The sequence below is a fragment of the Bombilactobacillus sp. ESL1187 genome, from assembly GCF_058107155.1.
The window spans coordinates 1,401,232-1,424,100 of the sequence record NZ_JBYLTZ010000001.1; the positions used below are offsets into that span (position 1 = coordinate 1,401,232).

Sequence of the window (22,869 nt, forward strand, 5' to 3'; positions counted from 1 at the left end):
ATGAAGATTGAAACGAGCATTGAGACAGTTCAAGTTAATGGATTAAAACTGTTGATTAGCTTTCGCTTCAATCTTTTTTTATTATTTTGAAAAAGAAATCTTCAAGTTCTTTTGTATTTTCAAATCTATTTAACGAATAGTTTGTTAAAATTAAAGTATTAGAAGATGAGGTACGATGATGAAACCAACAAAATTAGTTTTAGTAGACGGTAATAGCATTGCTTTTCGAGCTTTTTTTGCGATGCATAATGTCCTAGATAAATTTGTCACACCAGATGGATTGCATACTAATGCCATTTACGCGTTTAATAATATGTTAGATTTGATTCTTACTAAAAGTCAGCCGGATGAAATGTTGGTTGCGTTTGATGCAGGAAAAACGACTTTTCGCACCAAAATGTATTCGGAATATAAGGGAAATCGTCCCAGTACGCCACCGGAGTTTCGCGAACAATTGCCTTTTATTAAGCAGTTGTTAGTGGCCCGGGGCATTAAAACTTATGAGTTAGCTAATTATGAAGCTGATGATATTATTGGTACTGTGGCCAAACAAGCGCAAGCTTTGGGCTATGAGGTGCTAGTCGTGACCGGCGATCATGATTTGACACAACTAGTGACGGAGCAAATTACAGTTGCGGTAACTATTAAGGGTGTTTCTGATTTAGAATTTTATACACCTGAGCATTTTCAAGAAAAATTAGGAATTACTCCTACACAATTAATTGATTTAAAAGGTTTGATGGGCGATACTTCAGACCATTATCCTGGGGTTAATAAAGTTGGTGAAAAAACTGGACTGAAATTATTAAAGCAATATGGTTCGATGGAAAACTTATACGCTAACTTAGATACTATGAAGACCAGTAAGCTCAAGGAACATTTACAAGAAGATCGTGAAATGGCCTTTTTATCTAAAAAGTTAGCAACGATTGATTGTCAAGCACCAGTGACGATCTCTGTTGATCAATTAAGTTATGACGGTGATCAAACGGAAATGTTAATTGAATTTTATCGTAAATTGAATTTTCAATCATTTTTGAACAAAATGGATGTTCCACTAAATCCCATTGCCCAAGAAGCTAAAAAACAAGCTGCTTATCAAGAATTGACGTCTGCAACATTAGCTAGTTTTATGCAGGATCACCAACCAGCTAGCATTATTATTGAAATGTTAGATGATAATTATCATGAAGCACCAGTCATCGGCATTGCATTGGGCAATCAAGATACAATTTTAGTAACTGATCAAATAACAGTTTTACAAAATTCTCTATTGAAAGACTGGCTCCAAGATCCGCAACAGGAAAAATATGTTTTTGATTATAAAAGAGACTTAGTAGCATTAAATCGTTATCAAGTTCAGTTGGCTGGTGTTAGTTTTGATGGGTTACTAGCGTCTTATTTGATTGATGTGAATGACAACGCTAATGATTTAGGTGAAATTGCCCAATCTTATGGTTATAATGATTTATTACCCGATGTTGAGGTATACGGCAAAGGTGCCAAGCGCGCTGTTCCAGAAGCTAAGAAATTATGCGATCATTTAGCCAATAAAGTAGCGGCTTTGAATTATCTCCAAACACAATTGCCGCAGCAATTACAACAGCATGATCAAGACCAATTGTTTGATGAAATCGAATTACCTCTAGCCCGAGTGCTAGGGAAGATGGAAATTGCGGGAATTAAAGTTGACGCGACCACCTTACAGCAGATGAAAGTGCAATTAGATGAGCGGTTAACAAATTTAGAAGCAGCTATTTATGATAAAGCTGGTCAAAAATTTAACATTAATTCTTCGCAACAATTAAGCAAAATTTTATTTGAAGAGATGGGCTTAAAGCCCATCAAAAAGACTAAAACGGGCTATTCCACTTCTGTAGATGTTTTGGAAAAATTAAAAGATCAAGCACCAATTATTGCGGATATTTTGGAATATCGCCAGGTCGCCAAAATTCAATCAACGTATGTGCTTGGTTTATTAAGTGCGATTGCCCCTGATGGCCGAGTTCATACTCGCTATTTACAAACACTGACGCAAACGGGACGGCTTTCGTCAATTGATCCCAATTTACAAAATATTCCTGCGCGTGATGAAGGACGTGCTATTCGTAAAGCATTTGTACCCAAAGAGTCATCTTGGCAATTATTTTCCAGCGACTATTCCCAAATTGAATTACGGGTTTTGGCTCATTTATCAGGTGATGAGCATATGCAACAAGCCTTTCAAGCTGATTATGACATTCATGCGCACACGGCCATGAAAATTTTTAATTTGGATAGTATTGATGATGTGACTGCGAATATGCGCCGGAAGGCCAAAGCAACTAATTTTGGGATTGTTTACGGGATTAGTGATTATGGCTTAGCCAAAAATATTGGCATTTCCCGCCGTGAAGCGGCGGAATTTATTCAAGCCTATTTTGAACAGTATCCCAAAGTGAAACAATACATGGATCAAATGGTGCAAAAAGCCCGCGAAGATGGTTATGTCGAAACAATTATGCACCGCCGGCGCTATCTGCCAGATATTCATGCAAAGAATTTTCACTTACGATCTTTTGCGGAACGGACAGCCATGAATACCCCGATTCAAGGTAGCGCTGCTGATATTATTAAGATTGCCATGATTAATATGCAACGGCAGTTGCAACAACAACATTTACAGGCACGAATGTTACTACAAGTGCATGATGAATTGATTTTTGAAGCTCCTAGTACGGAAATTCCCATTTTGCAAGAATTGGTGCCACACGTGATGGATACCGCTGTGAAGTTGGATGTACCTTTGAAAGTAGAATCAGCAGCTGGTCAAACATGGTTTGACGCGAAAGGATAAAATAATGCCAGAATTACCAGAAGTAGAAACAGTCCGTCGAGGCTTAAATCAATTAGTTAAAGGACAAAAGATTGTTAATATTGAGGTGCTGTATCCGAAGATTATCGTCAATCCCTTACCAGAATTTAAGAAAGATTTGATTGGTGCGACGATTACCGATGTGGGGCGCCGTGCTAAGTATTTACTATTTCATTTTGATAATGATTTGACAATGATTAGTCATTTACGAATGGAAGGTAAATATCAAGTTCGGGATCAAAAAAGTGATTTTGATAAGCATGTGCATATTATTTTTGAACTAGCCAATGGCCAGTATTTAGGTTATCGTGATGTTCGCAAATTTGGGCGCATGGAAGTTGTGCCCCGGACTGATGAGTTAACCACTAAAGGAATTGCTAAACTAGGTCCGGAACCCTTAACGCCGCAGTATACCTATGATTCATTGGTTAGCGGTTTACAGCGTAAAAAGAAAAATATTAAAGCTGTGTTACTGGATCAGCAAGTAGTTTCAGGCTTAGGTAATATTTATGTCGATGAAGTTTTATGGATGGCTAAAATTCATCCTGAGCAACCAGCCAATCAATTAACTGACGAACAATTACAGGCATTATATCCGGCCATTGCGGATGAAATAAAAACCGCCATTGCCGCTGGCGGAACCACGATTCGCAGTTATGTTGATGCCACCGGTCAAAAGGGCCAATTTCAATTACAATTAAAAGTCTATGATCAAGAAGGCCAACCCTGCCAACGTTGTGGCACGGTAATTGAAAAAATTCGCGTGGCGGGCCGAGGGACACATTATTGCCCGCATTGTCAACGGTTGAACTAATGGGGCGTGCGATTGGAATTACCGGCGGTATCGCAAGCGGTAAAACAAGTGTCCGTCAATTACTTAATCAAGCGGGCTTTTTAGTAATTGATGCTGACCACATTGCTCACCAAATCTTGGATACCAAAACGCCAGCTTTTAAAAAAGTGATCCAACAGTTTGGAACTCAGGTTTTAACTGCCGATGGGCAGTTGAATCGCTCTGCTTTGGGGCAAATCGTCTTTGCCGATGCGAAACAATTGGATTGTTTAAATCAAATTGTGCAACCAGCAATTCGTCAAGAATTGGTGCGACAAATTCAACAAGCACAAGCAACTTCACAAACTGTTTTTTTTGAAATTCCACTTTTATTCGAACAGCATTATGAGCAAATTGTGGATCAAGTTTTAGTGGTTTATGTAACCCAGCAAGTTCAATTACAACGTTTACAAGAAAGAAATCATTTAACAGTTCAACAAGCATGTAGTAGAATAAAAAGCCAATTACCACTTCAACAAAAATGTCAATTAGCCGATTTTGTTCTTGATAATACTGGTGATTGGCAGCACTTACAGCAACAAGTTGACCAGTTTTTACAACAAGTAATTAAGGAGTAAATTATGATTTGTCCTCAGTGTCAAAAAAATTCTTCTCGGGTTATTGATAGTCGCCCGAGTGACGAAGGCCGGGTGATTCGTCGGCGCCGTGAATGTGAAAATTGTGGATATCGGTTTACAACTTTTGAGCGGATTGAGCATACTCCCGTTTTGGTCATCAAAAAGAATGGTAATCGTGAAGAATTTAGTCGTGAAAAAATTTTACGGGGCATTGTGCGTGCCGCTGAAAAAAGACCAGTGACTTTAGAGGCGATGAATCAATTAGTTAGTAAAGTCGAAGCTAAGATCCAAGCAACGGGTGAAAGTGAAATCAATTCGCGCCAAATTGGTGAATTTGTGATGCAAGAATTAGCCGGTGTCGATGATATTGCTTATATCCGCTTTGCCAGCGTTTATCGTCAGTTTAAGGATATTAACGGTCTGATGCAGGAAGTACAAGAAATGATGTTAGCTCAAAAAAACCAGGCAGAAAGCGAGACAACTGACGATGACGCAAGCGATGATTGATCCACTGTGGGGCTATTGGGTAATTGGTAGTAGTACGCTCACACAATTGGATTATCAGGTTTTAATTGACTTATATCAACCCATTATTGGGAGTGATGCTTTGAGCTTGTATCAGTTATTGTGGCAGCATCAAGTCCCCTTAGTTTCCCAGCGCAAAGCTCATTCTCAACTTTTAAATTTATTGGATCTTGATAGCCAGCATTTTTATCAAGCGCGGATTAAATTAGAAGCCGTCGCTTTACTGCAGACTTTTCAAAGTAAAGATAGTTGGGGTGATTATTTAATCTACCAATTGCAGAGGCCACTAGCAGGAGCTAATTTTTTTCAAGATAGTATTTTAACCACTTATTTACAAGAAAAAATTGGTCAACCCGATTTTCAACAATTATTTAAAAAGTATCATCCTCAACTCCGCAATTTAGACCAAGCCAAAGAAATTACGAAAAGTTTTTTGGAAGTATTTCACCTGTCTCACAAAGTAGTAGATGCCAAAGTTGAGTCTGATGCTCAACTTTCTACTGTTAATCAGCCCAATTATCGACCGACGGAATTAGCGACTTTTGATTGGGATTTCTTAAAGATTACTGTGCGTTCATACCACGTTGCGCCCCAGCAAATTGATCAAAATCAGTCAGAGTTATTTAATTTGCATACTTTCTATGGCTTATCCGAAGTTGAATTAGCGCAGGCAATTGGGCAAACGCTAAACGTGCAAACTGATCAAATTGATTTGCGCCGTTTAAAGTCCTTGATCCAAAAGCAATATGAACAACGGGTGAACTTGAAGACTGCAGCTTTGCCTAGCGCAGCTAAAAGGCCACCGGTGACTAATTTATCCACTAGTCAAAAAAAATTAATCAAGGCCGCGCAGAACCAAGCGCCGGCAGAGTTTTTAGCTAATAAAAAGCACCAAAAAAATGGTTTTGTGGGTAGTTCTGAAACTAGTATTTTGCGGAAGTTACAGGCACGCATGGTTTTACCAGCGGAAGTAGTGAACATTTTGGTAAACTATGTTTTGGATAATTCGCCCACTTTAACGCAAGGTTTTGTGGAAAAAATTGCTAATGATTGGGTGCAGCACGGAATTAAGACCGCACCGCAGGCCATTAAATATTTACAGGACTTTCCGCAAAAGCAAACCAAGAAAAAACGTTCAACTACAAATAAAAAAGAGTCCGGAACTGATTGGTCCAAAACCCCAAGTCAACAGGTTAATTCCGAACAATTAGCGCAGATGCAACGGCAATTGCGACAGTTACAAGATCATTCTGAGTGAGGTTAGATAATGGAAAAGTTATCGCAATCATTAGCCAAAATCATTAAAGGCCACCAATGGCAAAATCATTATCAAGATTTATTAAGAAAAGCGTTAAGCGATGAGGATGTGCAACACTTTTTAACGGCACACAAAGACCAAATCACCCAGCCAATTTTACAAAAAGGCTTGGATGCTATTTATGAATTTGTGCAAGCTAAAAGCCATATGCAAGAATTTGCTGCGGGTTATCAGCCGCGGCTGATTTTTAAGAATCAAATGATTCAAGTTACCTATGCTCCTGATGCGCAATTGGTAGCACAAAAAAAGCAGCAACGCTTTGAACGAAACTTTATGACCATTGATATGGCAAGTGATATCCGGCAAGCGGATTTAACTGACTTTGGCACGGGCGCTAGTGGGCGGCAAACGGCGTTGATGGCTGCTTTGAAGTTTGTCTTGAATTATTCCAAAAATGAATTTACACCAGGCTTGTATTTATCAGGAGATTTTGGTGTTGGTAAAACTTATTTATTGGGAGCGATTGCCAAAGAGTTGGTTAATCAACAGGTGGCAGTTTTATTAATGCATTTTCCAACTTTCGCGGTGCAAATGAAGAATGCCATTTCTGATAATTCTGTCTTAACGCGGATTGACGAAATCAAAGCGGTACCGATTTTGATGTTGGATGATATTGGCGCTGACTCATTGAGTTCGTGGGTGCGAGATGAAGTTTTAGGAGTCATCTTACAATACCGGATGCAAGAGAAATTACCGACCTTTTTCTCCTCTAATTTTGCCATGAATGATTTACAAAAGCACTTGGCAGTCAACCAACGTGGTGATCAAGAACCGGTGAAAGCAGCACGGATTATGGAGCGCATTCGCTTTTTAGCACGAGAGGTGGTTTTATCAGGACCCAACCGGCGCTTTCAGAAATAATTATGGATTGTAACTTGCAAAATTGAAAAGCGCGTGGTTTAATATGGACATAGTCATAAAGCTTGGACTGCAGGGAGAGTTAGCCAGAGACTGAAAGCAACTCATTAAAAGCTGAACCATTACATTGATGTTAATAAGTACGTGGTTGGTCGCATTAAAGACTGTGAGATAAAGTTTGGTTACTTTAATGTGGGTGGAACCGCGTCAATGACGTCCCTTAGACAATTTGTCTAAGGGACTTTTTTATTTGTAGGAGGATAAAAATGTCCCAAATTTCTTTAGAATTTCCTGATGGCTCAAAACGTGATTTTGAACAAGCAATCACACCATTAGAGGTTGCTGGTTCTATTAGTAACAGTTTGAAAAAGCAAGCCGTAGCGGCCAAAATTAACGGTACTTTAGTGGATATTAAACGTCCAATTACACAATCTGCTAAGATTGAAATTGTGACCAATAAAGATGCAGCAGCTGCTGAAGTGGCGCGCAATACCGCCATCTTCTTGTTAGAAGCAGCGCTCAAGCAAAAGTATCCGGATTTACATTTAGGTGAACAAGCAGTGAATGATGACGGCTTTTTTGTGGATACTGATAAAGCCGGCAGTCAAGTCAGTGCTGATGAATTGAGTGCTTTACAGGAACAGATGGCACATTTCATTAAAGCTAATCAACCAATTGAACGCCAATTAATGGATAAGAGTGCTTTGGTGGAGCAATTCCAAGCTGATCCTTACCAAACAGAGATTTTAAAATCCATTGATAGTGTGCAGATTCCCGTCTTTAAAATGGGCGACTTTGTGAGCTTTGGTGAGACCGCACTTTTCCCGAAAGCGAGTGATTTAAAACATTATCAATTATTATCCGTTGCCGGAGCTTATTGGCAAGGGAAATCCAGTAATCCGATGTTGCAACGAATTTACGGTACAGCGTTCTTAAATGATGAAGATTTGCAAGCTGATTTAAAACGGCGGGCCGAAATTAAAGAACGTGATCACCGGACGATTGGTCGCGATTTAGATTTATTCTTCGTTGATCCTAAGGTTGGTGCCGGCTTAGCTTATTGGATGCCAAAAGGTGCGACCATTCGGCGGACCATTGAACGTTATATCATTGATAAAGAAATTGCTGCGGGTTATGAACATGTTTATACGCCTGTGTTAATGAATTTAGATACGTATAAGACTTCTGGTCACTGGGATCATTATCGCGAAGACATGTTCCCACCAATGGATATGGGCGATGGCGAAATGTTGGAATTGCGGCCAATGAACTGCCCTTCACATATTCAAATTTATAAGCATCATATCCGTTCGTATCGGGAATTGCCGATTCGGATTGCTGAATTAGGCATGATGCACCGTTATGAAAAATCAGGTGCTTTATCTGGTTTACAACGGGTGCGGGAAATGACCTTGAATGATGGTCATACCTTTGTTGCTTTAGATCAAATTCAAGATGAATTTAAAAAAGTTTTGCAATTAATGATGGATGTTTATCAAGATTTCAACATTGAAAATTATACTTTCCGTTTGAGTTATCGTGATCCGGCCAATACGGAAAAATATTTTGATGATGATGAAATGTGGGATCGTTCGCAAGGCATGCTTAAAGCAGCCATGGATGATTTGGGCTTGGATTATTATGAAGCTGAAGGTGAAGCAGCCTTTTATGGTCCAAAGTTAGATGTGCAAACTAAGACGGCTTTGGGTAATGAAGAAACCCTCTCGACGATTCAATTAGACTTTATGCAACCTGAAAAATTCAATTTGAGTTATGTAGGTGAAGATGGTCAAGAACACCGACCAGTGATGATTCACCGGGGCGTGATTTCTACCATGGAACGTTTCATTGCTTATCTGATTGAAATGTATAAAGGCGCCTTTCCAACTTGGTTGTCACCAATTCAAGTTGAAATTATCCCTGTTAATAATAAATATCATTTAGATTATGCCAAAGACTTACAGACGAAGATGCGCCAACAAGGTTTGCGAGTTAATGTTGATGCCCGTAACGAAAAGATGAATTACAAGATTCGTGAAGCGCAAACGCAAAAGGTTCCTTATACGGTGGTTGTTGGTGATCAAGAAGTCCAGAATGCCAAAGTTTCTGTGCGGAAGTACGGTGAGCAAGACAGCGTTGAAGAAGATATTAATATGTTTGTGGATAGCGTGATTGCTGATGTTAAGAACTATTCACGGACAGGTAATGAATAATAATCTGGTAAAAGATTTATTTTGCCTCAGACTAAAGATTTAGGCACAAATCCATTACTTTTATCATAAAGATTGAGACTGGGCCAAAAGGTTTAGCAGTTGAGCACAAACTGTTGACTTTTGGAACGCAATAATTAATGTTCGCAGCGTTTTAGAAAACGTAGGAGCATTAATCTTGTTGCCCCAGTCTCTTTTTGTGTGCCAAAAAGTTTAAGTAACAAAGCAGAATTAACTTGTACAAAATTATCATAATACAATAATTGTTGATCTTAATCAAAGACTTAGATTAGTAAAGAAAAAATATTTTTAATTTATTTGAACGTGGAATTTGACTAGATAGAATTAATCTAATCATTAGTCAATTGGTGTATTATAATAACTTTAAAAACGTATCAATAGTTAATCTTTAACTAATATAAAGTCAAAAAAAGAAATTGAAGAAGAGATTACAAAGTTAGGACTTAATATGCTTGTGTGAGGTCAATGAGTAATTTTTAATTAGCAAATGAGTGCTTGGTTAAATTACAGATGATTAAAACGGAGGACTTTTCGATGAATAATAAATATTCTAAAATCGTGACCTTATTTGTCTTATTATTTGGATTTTTATTGCTTCAAAGTTCCAATTTGCAAGCTAAGACTTTGAAGCCACACACTGACTTTAGTCAAACAATACATACAGCTAATGATCTCTTGACCAGTCCACAGAACTTCAGTTCACTAACGTCGAGCAGTGCTAGGCAAAGTCGCGATCTCTTAAAAACTAAGCCAGCAATTAGTAACTTTACAGCTTTAACAGCGCCGGTCAGTGGAGTAGCAGGTACTTGTCCGTGGAACCTTGATGTTGATGGTACACTAACGGTGGGCGCGGGTACGTTAGATACTTACGGTTATTATAGAGATGTTAATACTAATTTTACTTACGAAGGTGAAAGTTGGTTGGAGCATAACAGTAATATCAAAAAAGTAGTTCTGCAACCAGGAGTTCAACTCCCAACTAACTGTGCCTATGTTTTTGCTAATTTAATATATTGTACTGAAATTGATGGCTTAGACAAGTTGGATACGAGTCAGGTTACTAATATGGCCAGTATGTTTTATAGGTGCTCCAAGCTTAGTGAACTAGACTTGAGTAACTTTGATGTCAGTCACGTTACTGATATGAGTTATATGTTCGATTATGTGGCTACGGGCAATATATTAAATGTTAATTTAAGTGGCTGGAAGACCAGTCAATTAAAAAATACTTCTGGCATGTTTATTGGAGATGATTTGACTGATTTTAATTTTCAAAATATTGACACTTCTAACGTCACTAGTATGGATTATATGTTTAATAGCGTTACGTGTACTGGAACATTGGATCTGAGATCTTTGGATACTTCTAATGTTACTACAATGTCAAACATGTTTGGTTATTCGCAAATTAGTGCTGCTGATTTAAAAGGATTTGATACAAGTAAAGTTACTGATATGAGTTATATGTTTAGAAATTCGGAATTTCAAAAACTAGATTTGAGTAATTGGGATACCAGTCAGGTCTATAATTTGGCAGCAATGTTTGACGAATGCCAACAATTGACGAAATTAAATGTCGGTGGCAAATTTGGAACATTTAGCAGTAGTCAACCTGTAATCACCAATAGTGACCTCGATGGTTCGAGTTTGTTTTTAGGTTGTTCCAAGTTGATCAATTTAAATCTGACTACATGGCGAACAGAGAACGTGATTAGTATGAAAAGTTGGTTTAAAGATTGTTCTGATTTGCAATCTATTACATGGAATAAGAAATGGTTTAATACCAGTAACGTAACTGTTATGTCTTTCATGTTTTACGGTTGTAGCAGTTTATTAAGGTTAGATGTCAGCGGTTTTGAAACAAGTAATGTTACATCCATGCCTTCTATGTTTTATGGATGTAGCAGTTTACCAAGTTTGGATGTGAGTGATTTTGAAACAAGTAATGTTACGTCCATGTCTTATATGTTTTATGGCTGTAGCAGTTTACCAAGTTTAGATGTGAGTGATTTTGATACTAGCAATGTTACTGATATGTCTTCTATGTTTTATGGCTGTAGCAGTTTATCAAGTTTAGACGTAAGTAAATTTGATACTAGCAATGTTAAGGATATATCTTCTATGTTTAGTGGCTGTAGCAGTTTACCAAGTTTAGACGTAAGTAAATTTGATACTAGCAATGTTAAGGATATATCTTCTATGTTTAGTGGCTGTAGCAGTTTACCAAGTTTAGATTTAAGTAATTTTGACACCAGAAAAGTCACTGATATGTCTCACATTTTTTATGCATGTGAAAATTTAACCAATTTAGATTTAAGTAGTTTTGACACTAGTCAAGTTACTGATATGTCTGATATGTTCTATAATTGTAGAAGCTTACCAAGTTTAGATTTAAGTAGTTTTGACACCAGTCAAGTTATTAGAATGTTTTATATGTTCTATAACTGTAGCAGTTTGACCCATTTAGACGTCAGCAACTTTAACACCAGTAAGGTTGTTGATATGGAAAGTATGTTCTCTGGTTGTAGCAATTTAACGAGTTTAGATTTAAGTAAATTCGATACCACTAAAGTTCAGTACAAAGAATCTATTTTATATTTTACGCAAGGTGATCATAATTTGTGGAAAATTAAAGTAAGTTCTAAGGTGCTCTTTCCTAATGCCTATCATTATAGCTCTAGTAGTAAGTACGATTGGTATAATGATTATGTAGACATGCCACAATTAGGTTTGACTTTTCAAGATGGCGCTTATCAATATAAAGTTTTAGGTCAGGCTGGGCAAAAGACCGGCGCTTGGCAAGCCGTGGGTGCAGGAACGGACCATCACCCAACGGGGACCATTTATCCGACCCGAGATTCATTGGATGATGATTTTTTACGTAATGCTAATCGTCCGAGTCAAGATCAAGATTCGGACGCCAGTAAGGGAAATCCTACGCAAACTTTAGTCTGGCAGCATCAGTTAAAGAATCAAACACCGCAAGTAAGGTTTGGGACATTGGGCACTACAAATATGGACCTAGAATATTGCCATGATTATCAAGATAAGAGTTTGCCCGCTATACAACTAAGCGGAAGCGTGATTGATAACGATAGTTCTCGAGTACAGTTTTATTATGCCATTGATCCGGTAGATACGACGCCAACTTTAGCTGAGATTGAAAGCTATCAAAAATTACAGCCCACACCTTTGACTATTCAAGATCCGTCATTGGCGCAATCTTGGACAGCAAATATTATTGATCAGACTGATTTAAAGACTTTAGCCACTCCCAAGGCTGGCGGTCATCAAATTAAGATCTATGCAGTTGATAGTGGGGGCCAGTTTACTAGTGAAAATCCGCAGGCTTCAACAGCAGCTACAGTTAATGTAGCAGAGAATAGTATTGTTCAGCTTAATTATTTGGATAATAATACGAACCAACCAATTTTTAATACCGATGAAAATGGAACCAAGCCTGCTAAGACGGTTGTCGGTGTGGTTGGCAAGCCGATAGATCCGACAGATCAAGCTAATTTTCCAACTGCGATTAAGACAAAGCATTATCGTTATACCTTAACTAACGCTTTAGAAATACCACAAGTTTTCCCAGCTATTACTACAGATCCCTTGTTACCATTAACACCTTATCAACTGGATTTGAAATATAATTCGGGAACGATGAGCTTGAGCGTGCCAGATACGCTAGACTTTGGCACCAAGATTGTACAAACGGCTAAGCAAGCGTACGATTTACCATATGATGCCACACGAACAGCATTAAAAGTAACGGACACCACGGGAGCACCGAGTTGGCAACTCAGTTTAGCGATTGCAGATTTCACTAGTGATCAAACGACAACGCCATTAACAGACATTTTCCAATATTTACCTGCTGATAGTAGTACGCCAACTGTTATTTCGCAAACGCCGGCGCTAATTGATCAGTATAACAAGCATCATACGCTTGTTGATGGTTCTGGTAAGGCAGTTACCGATATTTCAACAGGTTGGTGGGATACTAGTCATCACCAGATTGCTGGCCCCAAGCTTGATTTACGGCAATTACAAGTTCCAGTCTATAAAGCAGATTATCATGCTACAGCAAAATGGGCGTTAGTCAATTCACTACAATAAAACAAGATGTTAGTCTTGTGAGCGCAATTGTTTTCAACCTGAATGTGTTGAAATAAGACCTAATTATTCTATGTAAATAAAAGGTTCAAAGTAGTGTTGATAATTAATTTTGAACTAACTAGGTTGGAAATTTACCTAGTTAGTTTTTTACTTCTAATATATGAACAGTATTTAACTATTATTTCTGGCTAGATTATTAAAATGATAGCGCTTATTATAAATGACAGGGACAACTTTGTATTGATTACTCAATGATACAAGGTTTAATCCTAGAGATAAGAGTTTTAATTTCAGTATTAAGAAGATCATTGGAGGTTGTTTGAATGAAGATTCAGACTTTTTCGTTAAAAGCTGATAATCCAGCAGTGACGTTGACAACGTATTTACTAGATGATTCAAGCGAAACTATTAATGGTGGTAATCGGCCTGCCATTATTATTTGTCCGGGTGGTGGCTATTTTAATTGTTCAGATCGCGAGGCAGAACCCATTGCTTTAAAATTTAATGCATTAGGTTATCACGCCTTTGTTTTACGATATAGTACTTATAATGATGGTTCCGCAGATTTACCGGATTTAGTTGATTTACCACCGAAAAAAGAGCGATTATTTCCACAACAGTTATTAGAATTAGGCCAGGCGATGGTTTTGGTCAAGAAAAACGCAGAAAAATGGCACGTGGATCCACAAAAAGTGGCCGTTTGTGGCTTTTCCGCTGGTGGACATAATGCCGCTTTATACGCAACCAATTGGCATCGTGCTTGGTTTACCAAGCATTTTGGAGCCGATAAGAATTTATTACAACCAGCGGCTTGCATTTTAGGTTATGCTTTAACAGATTATGTTATGTTGAATCAACAAATTAAAGAAGTTATGCAAGGAATGGATCAGCAGTTTATGAAGGCGTCGATGGTCGCTCTATTAGGTCAAGAAGAACCTTCATTAGACCAATTACAACAAACTAGCCCGGTTTTACAAGTTGACCAAAATACGCCTGCTACTTTTATTTGGGCGACTGCGGATGATCCATTGGTTTCATCATTACATTCGTTGAAATTTGCAACAGCCTTAAAAGAACAGAATATTCCGTTTGAGTTACATTTGTTTGAACATGGTGCGCACGGTTTGAGCTTGGCCACGCAGGCGACTGCTGCTTCGCAAAGTCAAATTGTAAACGATGTTGCTCTGTGGTTTGATTTGTGTGCTACTTGGTTACAAAAACGTTTTGCGTTACCGTTACCCAAGTTGAGTGCTTTTGAACAAATGTTAGCTGACAATCAAAAAGCTTAGCTAGTATTGATTTTTTAATACAAAAAAAGCTCCCATATCGGGGAGCTCATACATAAACTAATCAATCATAATATCACCCGTACGGGAATCGGACCCGTAACTCCACCTTGAGAGGGTGGCGTCTTAACCATTTGACCAACGGGCAATCAAACAATAACTATCATACTGAAAAATCGATTGTTCGTCAAGCATTGTTTTACAAAGCCATCAGGATAGCTGCAAGATTGTTTAATAGATGTAAGCAAATATCACTTTTAATATTTTGGGTACGCACATAGAGTAATCCGAGTAACAAACCGATGAGGAATTTAGATAAAAAATAGATAGGGTCTTTCGAGAGATGGACTAATCCGAATAAAACGGCGCTGATAAAAGCTCCGAGATATAAGTGATCAGCAAAAAACCAGTTAATGATTAGGCCGCGAAAAAGAATCTCTTCAGTAATTGGGGCAATGAAAATGGCATAGATCACAAATAAAACTGGAGATGCTTGGGCTAAGTGGAGTAAACTATTCACGTTGGTATTGTCAGTCGTTTTCATCAATGGTAGCAATACTAAATTGATAACGATTACTAAGATAAACGCAATACCAATCAATGTATAAGTGGGCTTAGATAGCTTGTGTGTAGGGAAAGTTTGGCTGTGTTGCAGTCCCCACCACATAATTGTGATGACTATTAAAATACTAAGACCAAAGCTTAACGTAATTTGGAAAGGAGCTAGGTGTTCTTTAGCAGTTAGTTGCAAAATAATTAAAGGTAATTGTTGTAATAAATAAAAAAAACATAGTCCTATAATTAAAAAAATTGTGGTAAGATAGTGGTTATTTTGATGCTTAAGTTTCATAAAATTAACCTTTCTAATTAAGGGAGTGGATTAAAGCGCATGTTTCGAATTATGAAAAATCGAATTCCTCTATGGAGTGTATTAGGGGCAATTCTCTTTATGGTTTTACAAGTAATGGGCAATTTGTATTTGCCTAATATTACTTCAGATATTGTTAATAATGGGATCACTAAAGGTGATACTCATTATATCATAATGGCGGGAATCAAAATGATCGGAGTGTCGTTACTGGTTATTATTGCCGCAACGGTCAATGTTTCTTTAGCTTCACAAGCGTCACAAAAGTTAGGGAAAAATTTACGGAGTGACATTTATCGTAAAGTTTTGTATTTGTCGAATGATGAATTTGATCAAGTGGGAACTTCTTCATTGATTACCAGAACGACCAATGATGTGGTGCAAATGCAAAATGTCACAATGATGATGTTACGAATGATGATTATGGCACCAATTATGATGTTAGGCGCTAGTTTTATGGCTTATCAAAAAGATCAGCAGCTGACTAAGATTTTCATTATTGTCTTACCAATTCTTATCGTGGTAGTCGGCGTGATTTTATATTTTGCGGATCCCTTGTTTCGTAAAATGCAGGAAAAGACTGATCGGTTGAACTTAGTTTTTCGTGAAGGTTTAACTGGCGTGCGCGTGATTCGAGCTTTTCGCCAGGACGACTGGGAGCAAAAGCGGTTTGCGGCCGCCAATCAAGATTATACGCACAATGCCCAAAAAGTCTTTTCCATTGTAGCCGTGATGTATCCACTAACGACTTTAATCATGAGTGCTACTAATATTGCTATTACATGGCTAGGTGCGAAGTATATTTCCATGCAAGTGATGCCCATTGGTAATTTGTTAGCCTTTATGACGTATGCTTCACAAATCTTAATGAGCGTTATGATGTTATCCATGATTTTTGTGGTCGTGCCCAGAGCTCAAGCTTCCGGGGTGCGGATTAACGAAGTTTTACAATTACAAAACCAGATCGTGGATCCAAAACAACCACAAGAATTGCAACAAGCTAGTGCAGCGGTAGCGATGCAACAGGTTACTTTTAGCTATCAAAATGCGCAGCAACCGGCCTTGCAAAAGATTGATTTTCAGGCGCAAGCCGGGCAAACTGTCGGAATTATTGGGGGAACTGGTTCTGGCAAGACAACCTTAATCAACCTGTTATGTCGGTTATATGATCCGCAGACCGGACAAGTTTTGGTTGATGGTCATGATGTCCGGCAAGTTAAGCAACAAGATTTGCGGCATGCTATTTCTTTGGTACCACAAAAATCAATTTTATTTAAGGGTACGTTACGCCAAAACCTACAGTATGGTAACCAACAGGCAACCGATGCCGAGTTGTGGCATGCACTCAAAATTGCGCAGGCCGATGATTTTATTGCCGCTGAAAAGGGCTTAGATACCTTGGTGGAACAAAATGGTGATAATTTCTCTGGTGGTCAAAAACAACGCTTGGCGATTGCGCGCGCTTTAGTGAAGCCAGCTGATATTTATATTTTTGACGACTCTTTTTCCGCGTTGGATTTTAAAACTGATTCCCAATTAAGAAAAGCCTTAAAAACTGATCCAGCGATGCAAGATAAAGTCGTCGTCATTGTCGGCCAACGAATTTCAACAATTTCTGATTCCGATGTTATTGTTGTCTTAGATCAAGGTCAGATGGTTGGTTTAGGAACACATCAAGAGTTGAAACAATCTAATACAACTTATCAAGAAATTATTAAATCTCAATTGAAAGGAGATACAATGAATGCCTAAAAATCATTCTGATCGTCGAAATTTTGGTCAACGTAAACCCCAAAACTTTTGGAAGACCACTTGGCGTTTATGCCGGTATTTATCCGATTTTTGGTTCTCAATTATTTTGGTACTAATTTTGGCTGTCACAGCCACGATTTTTCAAATTAAAACACCGAAGATTTTAGGTGAAGCGACAACGGAAATCTTTAAGGGTGTCATGACCGGTTTAGCCAAACAAAAGGCGGGTTTTAATATTACGCAATTCCCAGTTAATTTTGGCAAAATTGAACAAATTTTAGCAATTGTTGCTTTAATGTATTTGGGTTCGGCCGTTTTTAATTTCTTACAACAAATTTTGATGACGCGTGCTTCCCAGCAAACGGTTTACAAATTGCGGCGGGATTTAAAATTAAAAATGAAGTTTTTGCCGATTAATTATTATGATACCCATGATAATGGCGATATTATGTCGCGGGCGATTAATGATATGGATAATATTGCTAGTACGTTACAACAAAGTATTACGCAATTAGTTACCAGCATTGTCACTTTGGTCGGAACATTATGGATGATGTTCTCGATTAGTTGGAAATTGACTTTAATTGCCTTAATCACCGTTCCGGTTAGTATCATTGTGATTGGCTTGATTGCGCCCAAATCGCAAAAAGCTTTTTCTGCTCAACAAGCTTCTTTGGGATTGTTGAATAATCAAATTGAAGAAAATTATGGTGCGCATTTAGTAGTTAAAGCCTTTAATCATGAACCAGAAGCTTTAGCAGAATTTGAAGAAGAGAATAATCGCTTATACCATTCTGCTTGGAAAGCACAACTCTGGTCCGGGTTAATGATGCCGTTAATGACTTTTGTGAACAATTTAGGTTATGTGGGCGTCGCTATCTACGGAGGCATTCAAGTAGCTCATGGCCGTTTGCCAATTGGTGATATTCAAGCTTTCTTGCAATATACGCAACAGTTTTCACAACCGATTAATCAATTAGCTAATTTATCCAATACGATTCAAGCAACAGTTGCTTCAGCAGAGCGGATTTTCGCTATCATGGATGAGCCGGAAATGCCACATACACATGTCGATATTGCTGACGAAGAAACTGCTAATTTGATTGAATTGGATCATGTGCAATTCGGCTATCAGGGACAACCACTGCTTTTAAAAGACTATTCGCTACAAGTTAAACCGGGTGAAATGGTGGCAATTGTGGGACCAACTGGCGCCGGTAAAACAACGATTATTAACTTGTTGGAACGCTTTTATGATATTAGTGGTGGTTCGATTAAACTAGCTGGTCAGGATACGCGTAACTTAAAGCGTGAAGATTTGCGGAGTCACTTTGCGATGGTGCTGCAAGATACATGGTTATTTACCGGCAGTATTTACGACAATTTAAAATATGGCCGTGAAGATGCAACTCAAGAAGAAATTATGGCGGCTGCTAAAGCGGCGCACGTCGATGAATTTGTGCAACAATTACCACAAGGCTATGACACAATTTTAAATGAAGAAGCTTCTAATATCTCTCAAGGACAACGCCAGTTGTTAACCATTGCGCGCGCCTTTGTAGCAGATCCGGAAATTTTAATCTTAGATGAGGCGACTTCCTCGGTTGATACGCGCACTGAGATTCATATTCAACATGCTATGGAGCGTTTATTAAAAGGCCGGACGAGCTTTGTGGTGGCGCACCGTTTATCAACCATTCAAGATGCTGACCAGATTATTGTCATGAATCAAGGATCAATTATTGAAACAGGCACGCATGACGAGTTATTAGCCCAAAACGGCTTCTATGCTGATTTATATAATTCTCAGTTTAGTGGTAGTGTGGCGCTTTAATGGCAGTAAGGACAGATTATCTACTGGCTAAAATTCACCAACTAGTGGTAGAGCAAGTAGTTCCTGGAGTCAGTTGTGCTTTGATTACACCGGACAATTGCTATCAAAATTGTTGGGGGTGTAATGCTTGGCAGCCGCAAGTTACGCAACTGCACCAAAACAGTTTATATGACTTAGCTTCGTTAACCAAAGTTTTAGGTACGACGACTGTTTTACTAAAGTTGATTGAACAGGGAATATTATCCTGGGATAGTAAAGTAGCGACTTATTTGCCATTATTTACTGATCAACGTGTGACTTTGACGCATCTAATGACGCACACTTCTGGCATTCGGGGTTACATTCCTAATCGTGATCAATTATCGGCATCGCAATTGTTAGTTGCCCTACAAGAATTACCGATCACAACTGAGTTTGAGCAAGTAGTGCGGTATACCGATACGAGGCCAATTTTAGCAGGCTTAATCATTGAACAAATTTATCAACAACCAGTACAAACGTTCATTGAACAAGAAGTTTTACAACCCTTAGGGTTAACGACAGCAACGTTTCATCCGGAGGCAGCAAAATGCGTCGTAACTAATCAACGGGCTGGTCATTGGTTACAGGGAGAAGTTCATGATCCTAAGGCTTATCAATTAGGTCAGCATTGTGCTTCGGCCGGTTTATTTGCTTCTATGACGGATTTAATCCGATTTACGCAATTTATGCTGGGACAATTATCAATTTCTCAACCGCCAATTCAACAGGATATGGTGACCGGTTTATTTCAAGATTTTACCCAGCATCATTTAGGACGTTCATTTGGTTGGGATCTCCGCAAAAATGCGCAACAACAATGGGTGTTGTATCATACCGGCTATACAGGGAACTTTTGGTTGATTGATCGCTTCCGTCAGCGAGCGTTAATTGTGTTGAGTAATCGGGTACACCCGTTTAATAACAATCAACTTTTCTTAAGTCAAAGAGACGCAATTGTGAATTTATTTTTACAATAATGAAAAATAAAGACAGTTTATTGAGGATCAAGTTAGAATCCCATCTAAACTGTCTTTTTTAGTAGTTTTGATAGTAATAAATAGCTAATTGAGTGCGATCGCGCAACTGAAGTTTGGTTAATAATTGACTGATTTGATTGCGAATCGTGCCCTCACTTAAAAACAAAGTTTGAGCAATTTCCTTGTTGTTTTGTCCAGTGGCCACTAATTGGAGGATTTCTTGTTGCCGTTGAGTCAAAGACTCATGGGTAGCATTTAATTTAGACGGAATGTTGGGCCATTGATGTTGGATTTTAGAAACAATTTCATCGCCATAAATGTATTGATTATTGGCAACGGCGTGAATAGCGGGCACGATACTTGTGAACTTTTGTTTGATTAAATAACCTTTAACACCAATGGCCAGTGCTTGACTAATATATTCATTATCACTAAAAGTTGTCAGCAATAAAATTTTTGCTCGTGGATACTTTTGTAAGATAGTTTGTGCCGCTTTTAAGCCTAACTGATCTGGTAGGCGAATATCTAACAATAAGACATCAGGTTGAATTTGTTCGTATAGATGTATAGCGGCTTGTGAATTATAGCCACAAGCACTAACTGTTAACTGTGAATCAGCTTCAATAATAGTGGTTAGAGCTTGTGTAACCAAATGATCGTCATCAATTACGATTACCTTGAGCATTAGTTAGTCCTCCTTTAGGAATAATTAAAGTTACGAAAAATTGGTCTGCTTTGGTGTGAAAGTGAATTTGTCCATTTAATTCTTGAGCACGTTGCGTCATGTCCATTAATCCCATTCCTGGCTGATAGTTGGTGGGCGCACCATTATTAATGATTTGTAAACGATTAAAAGCCGGTAATTCTTGAAAATTAAATTGAACTAAAGTTGCATGAGAGTGTTTCATAATATTAGTTAAAGCTTCTTTAATAACCAAGATAACATTGGTTTGTTGCCGGGAATTAAGAACAAAAATTTGTCCGTGGCACTTTAGTGAGCAAAACTGAAAATTATTACATAAAAGTTCGAATTCTTGTGAGAATGATAAGGATTTATGCTGTAATTGGTGAACGTTTAAACGAATACTATCTAACGCTTGGTTCATGGTTTGTTCTAAATTAATGAGTAATGGTTTTAATTGTTCATTTTGATTGATCGTTTGTAACGCGGCTACTTGCAAGAGACTGCTAGATAATAAGTGACCGACGTTATCGTGAATGTCACGGGCAATTTTGTTACGTTCATTGGCAATTTGTAATTGTAATTGTGTTTGATTAGCACTTTTTAAAGCAACATTTTGTTGCTTCAATCTTTTTTGTTGTTCAAAACTATCATCTTGTAACTTTAAATTGGCTTGATAAAGTTGTCGAATCAACTGATTGCAATAATTCAAGATGAACGTTATGAAAATTAATCCCAAAAGCAAACTACTGGTCCAGTTAAAATGCCAGATAAGAGGAATACTAATGATTAATAAACAATATTTCCAGGGAAATTTAGTCCATTGTAGAGTGAATAAACAAACCATTGGCAGAAAAAAGCAAAAATTTGGTTGCCAGATGCTTAAACAACTAGTTGTGATTAGTGGAATCCAGCCGGGATTAAAGGAAACTGGTAATAATAAGCTACCTAAACATAAGATACTGGTTAGAGGGTAAATAACTGCAGTAGTTGTTGTTTGCTGATGATAAAATAATAGTCCACAAATGACTGTAATAATTAGTAGTGACCATTGATTGTATTTAGTTGGTGAATGCAGCATTTTGACTCCTTTATGACAAATGTCATTAGTTGTTTGAATAAATGTAACTATCTAATATGGAACACTTCTATTATATTAAATTTAAAGTTCAAAAACAGGGGGCTTCTTATTTTGATAATTGATGTGCACAATTTGGTTAAACGTTATGATAAGCAAAAAGTTTTAAATCATTTGAATCTGCAAGTTAAGCCAGGTGATATTTTGGGTTTGTTAGGCCCCAATGGCAGTGGCAAATCAACTTTAATTAATTGCATTTTAGGCCTATTAAAATATGATCGGGGTGAAATTAAAGTTTTTGATCAAATCATGACTCCGACTAATTACGCAGTGAAACAAAGGATCGGTTTAGTTCCGCAAGAATTAGCATTGTTTGCTGAATTGACCGTACAAGAAAATGTTGATTATTTTTGTGGTTTGTACGTGCAAGACAAGCAAAAACGTCGGACTTTAGTTAATCAAGCTTTAGAATTGGTGGAACTTCAGGACTTTAGGAAATATTATCCCAAACAATTAAGTGGTGGCTTTAAACGACGGTTAAATATTGCTTGCGGGATTGCTCATCAACCAGAATTGATTTTCTTTGATGAACCTACGGTTGCCGTAGATCCACAAAGCCGAAATAAAATTTTGGAAAGCATCAAACAGTTAAACCAAAACGGCGCTACCATTATTTATACCACGCACTATATGGAAGAAGCTGAATATTTATGTGATCCTATCGTAATCTTGGATCGAGGCGAAATTATTGCTCGAGGGACTAAAGACCAATTAATTGCAATGATTCAAACTGATTCTAAGTTAATGATGGAAGTCCCACAAATTACACCTGAACAATTGCAGCAGTTAACCAAGCTTCCAGGAATGGTGCGTGTGGAATATCAATCTCGACAGTTAGTTTTATGTAATCAAAATTTGAATCAAAATTTAGTAACGATTTTGGAGTATTTTACCCAAAATCAAATTTTATATGCCAATTTAAAAATGCAACAACCTGATTTGAATGATGTTTTTTTAACGATCACGGGACGTAAATTACGCGATTAAGGAGCAGAT

Annotated in this window: 17 protein-coding genes and 1 tRNA gene; 14 read left to right on the forward strand and 4 right to left on the reverse strand. The window is 37.9% G+C overall.

All coding sequences use genetic code 11. From position 1 onward, the window contains the following. Positions 1-175 precede the first annotated feature (175 nt). From polA to AC3B5B_RS06585, 9 genes are all read left to right on the forward strand, one after another. Complete coding sequence (gene polA, locus AC3B5B_RS06545) at positions 176-2,836, forward strand: DNA polymerase I (protein WP_489769675.1); 2,661 nt, start codon at positions 176-178, stop codon at positions 2,834-2,836. A gap of 4 nt (positions 2,837-2,840) precedes the next feature. Continuing rightward, positions 2,841-3,668: a DNA-formamidopyrimidine glycosylase gene (mutM, locus tag AC3B5B_RS06550; protein WP_489769676.1), complete on the forward strand. Its 828-nt coding sequence runs from the start codon at positions 2,841-2,843 to the stop codon at positions 3,666-3,668. Then, positions 3,641-4,264 carry a dephospho-CoA kinase gene (coaE, locus tag AC3B5B_RS06555; RefSeq protein WP_489769677.1) on the forward strand — a complete coding sequence of 208 codons (624 nt, stop codon included), beginning with the start codon at positions 3,641-3,643 and terminating at the stop codon, positions 4,262-4,264. Before mutM ends, coaE begins: the two co-directional genes overlap by 28 nt. Before the next feature lie 3 nt (positions 4,265-4,267). Then, complete coding sequence (gene nrdR, locus AC3B5B_RS06560) at positions 4,268-4,771, forward strand: transcriptional regulator NrdR (RefSeq protein WP_489757763.1); 504 nt, start codon at positions 4,268-4,270, stop codon at positions 4,769-4,771. Next, the gene (locus AC3B5B_RS06565; protein ID WP_489757764.1) at positions 4,752-6,047 is read left to right on the forward strand and encodes a DnaD domain protein; all 1,296 of its coding nucleotides are present in this window, start codon (positions 4,752-4,754) and stop codon (positions 6,045-6,047) included. The genes nrdR and AC3B5B_RS06565 overlap by 20 nt, the downstream gene beginning before the upstream one ends. Positions 6,048-6,056: 9 nt before the next feature. Further along, positions 6,057-6,968: a primosomal protein DnaI gene (dnaI, locus tag AC3B5B_RS06570; RefSeq protein ID WP_489769678.1), complete on the forward strand. Its 912-nt coding sequence runs from the start codon at positions 6,057-6,059 to the stop codon at positions 6,966-6,968. Positions 6,969-7,231: 263 nt separating this feature from the next. After that, positions 7,232-9,178, forward strand: a complete 1,947-nt coding sequence (thrS, locus tag AC3B5B_RS06575) for a threonine--tRNA ligase (RefSeq protein ID WP_489757766.1) — start codon at positions 7,232-7,234, stop codon at positions 9,176-9,178. 552 nt (positions 9,179-9,730) lie between these two features. Next, complete coding sequence (locus tag AC3B5B_RS06580) at positions 9,731-13,315, forward strand: BspA family leucine-rich repeat surface protein (protein ID WP_489769679.1); 3,585 nt, start codon at positions 9,731-9,733, stop codon at positions 13,313-13,315. Between the two features lie 323 nt (positions 13,316-13,638). After that, positions 13,639-14,604 (forward strand): alpha/beta hydrolase, encoded by a 966-nt coding sequence (locus tag AC3B5B_RS06585; RefSeq protein ID WP_489769680.1) that lies wholly within the window; start codon positions 13,639-13,641, stop codon positions 14,602-14,604. A 73-nt stretch (positions 14,605-14,677) separates the two neighbouring features. Here the strand turns inward: AC3B5B_RS06585 and AC3B5B_RS06590 are convergent. Continuing rightward, positions 14,678-14,749: transfer RNA gene (locus tag AC3B5B_RS06590), tRNA-Glu, on the reverse strand. Between the two features lie 51 nt (positions 14,750-14,800). Beyond that, positions 14,801-15,451 carry a CPBP family intramembrane glutamic endopeptidase gene (locus AC3B5B_RS06595; RefSeq protein WP_489757769.1) on the reverse strand — a complete coding sequence of 217 codons (651 nt, stop codon included), beginning with the start codon at positions 15,449-15,451 and terminating at the stop codon, positions 14,801-14,803. A 39-nt stretch (positions 15,452-15,490) separates the two neighbouring features. On the opposite strand from AC3B5B_RS06595, the gene AC3B5B_RS06600 reads away from it, so the two are divergent. From AC3B5B_RS06600 to AC3B5B_RS06610, 3 genes are read left to right on the forward strand one after another with little or no spacing between them, the layout of a single operon-like run. Further along, on the forward strand, positions 15,491-17,221 hold the full coding sequence (locus tag AC3B5B_RS06600) for an ABC transporter ATP-binding protein (protein WP_489757770.1): 1,731 nt from the start codon (positions 15,491-15,493) through the stop codon (positions 17,219-17,221). After that, the gene (locus tag AC3B5B_RS06605; RefSeq protein WP_489757771.1) at positions 17,214-19,055 is read left to right on the forward strand and encodes an ABC transporter ATP-binding protein; all 1,842 of its coding nucleotides are present in this window, start codon (positions 17,214-17,216) and stop codon (positions 19,053-19,055) included. Before AC3B5B_RS06600 ends, AC3B5B_RS06605 begins: the two co-directional genes overlap by 8 nt. Further along, positions 19,055-20,053, forward strand: coding sequence for a serine hydrolase domain-containing protein (locus AC3B5B_RS06610; RefSeq protein ID WP_489769681.1), 999 nt, complete (start codon positions 19,055-19,057; stop codon positions 20,051-20,053). Before AC3B5B_RS06605 ends, AC3B5B_RS06610 begins: the two co-directional genes overlap by 1 nt. Before the next feature lie 58 nt (positions 20,054-20,111). Here AC3B5B_RS06610 and AC3B5B_RS06615 read toward each other — a convergent pair whose 3' ends face one another. After that, positions 20,112-20,738 (reverse strand): response regulator, encoded by a 627-nt coding sequence (locus AC3B5B_RS06615; protein ID WP_489769682.1) that lies wholly within the window; start codon positions 20,736-20,738, stop codon positions 20,112-20,114. Continuing rightward, positions 20,716-21,474 carry a sensor histidine kinase gene (locus AC3B5B_RS06620; protein ID WP_489769683.1) on the reverse strand — a complete coding sequence of 253 codons (759 nt, stop codon included), beginning with the start codon at positions 21,472-21,474 and terminating at the stop codon, positions 20,716-20,718. Before AC3B5B_RS06620 ends, AC3B5B_RS06615 begins: the two co-directional genes overlap by 23 nt. A 46-nt stretch (positions 21,475-21,520) precedes the next feature. On the opposite strand from AC3B5B_RS06620, the gene AC3B5B_RS06625 reads away from it, so the two are divergent. Beyond that, on the forward strand, positions 21,521-21,712 hold the full coding sequence (locus AC3B5B_RS06625) for a hypothetical protein (protein WP_489757775.1): 192 nt from the start codon (positions 21,521-21,523) through the stop codon (positions 21,710-21,712). Between the two features lie 215 nt (positions 21,713-21,927). After that, complete coding sequence (locus tag AC3B5B_RS06630; protein ID WP_489757776.1) at positions 21,928-22,860, forward strand: ABC transporter ATP-binding protein; 933 nt, start codon at positions 21,928-21,930, stop codon at positions 22,858-22,860. Positions 22,861-22,869: the final 9 nt, after the last annotated feature.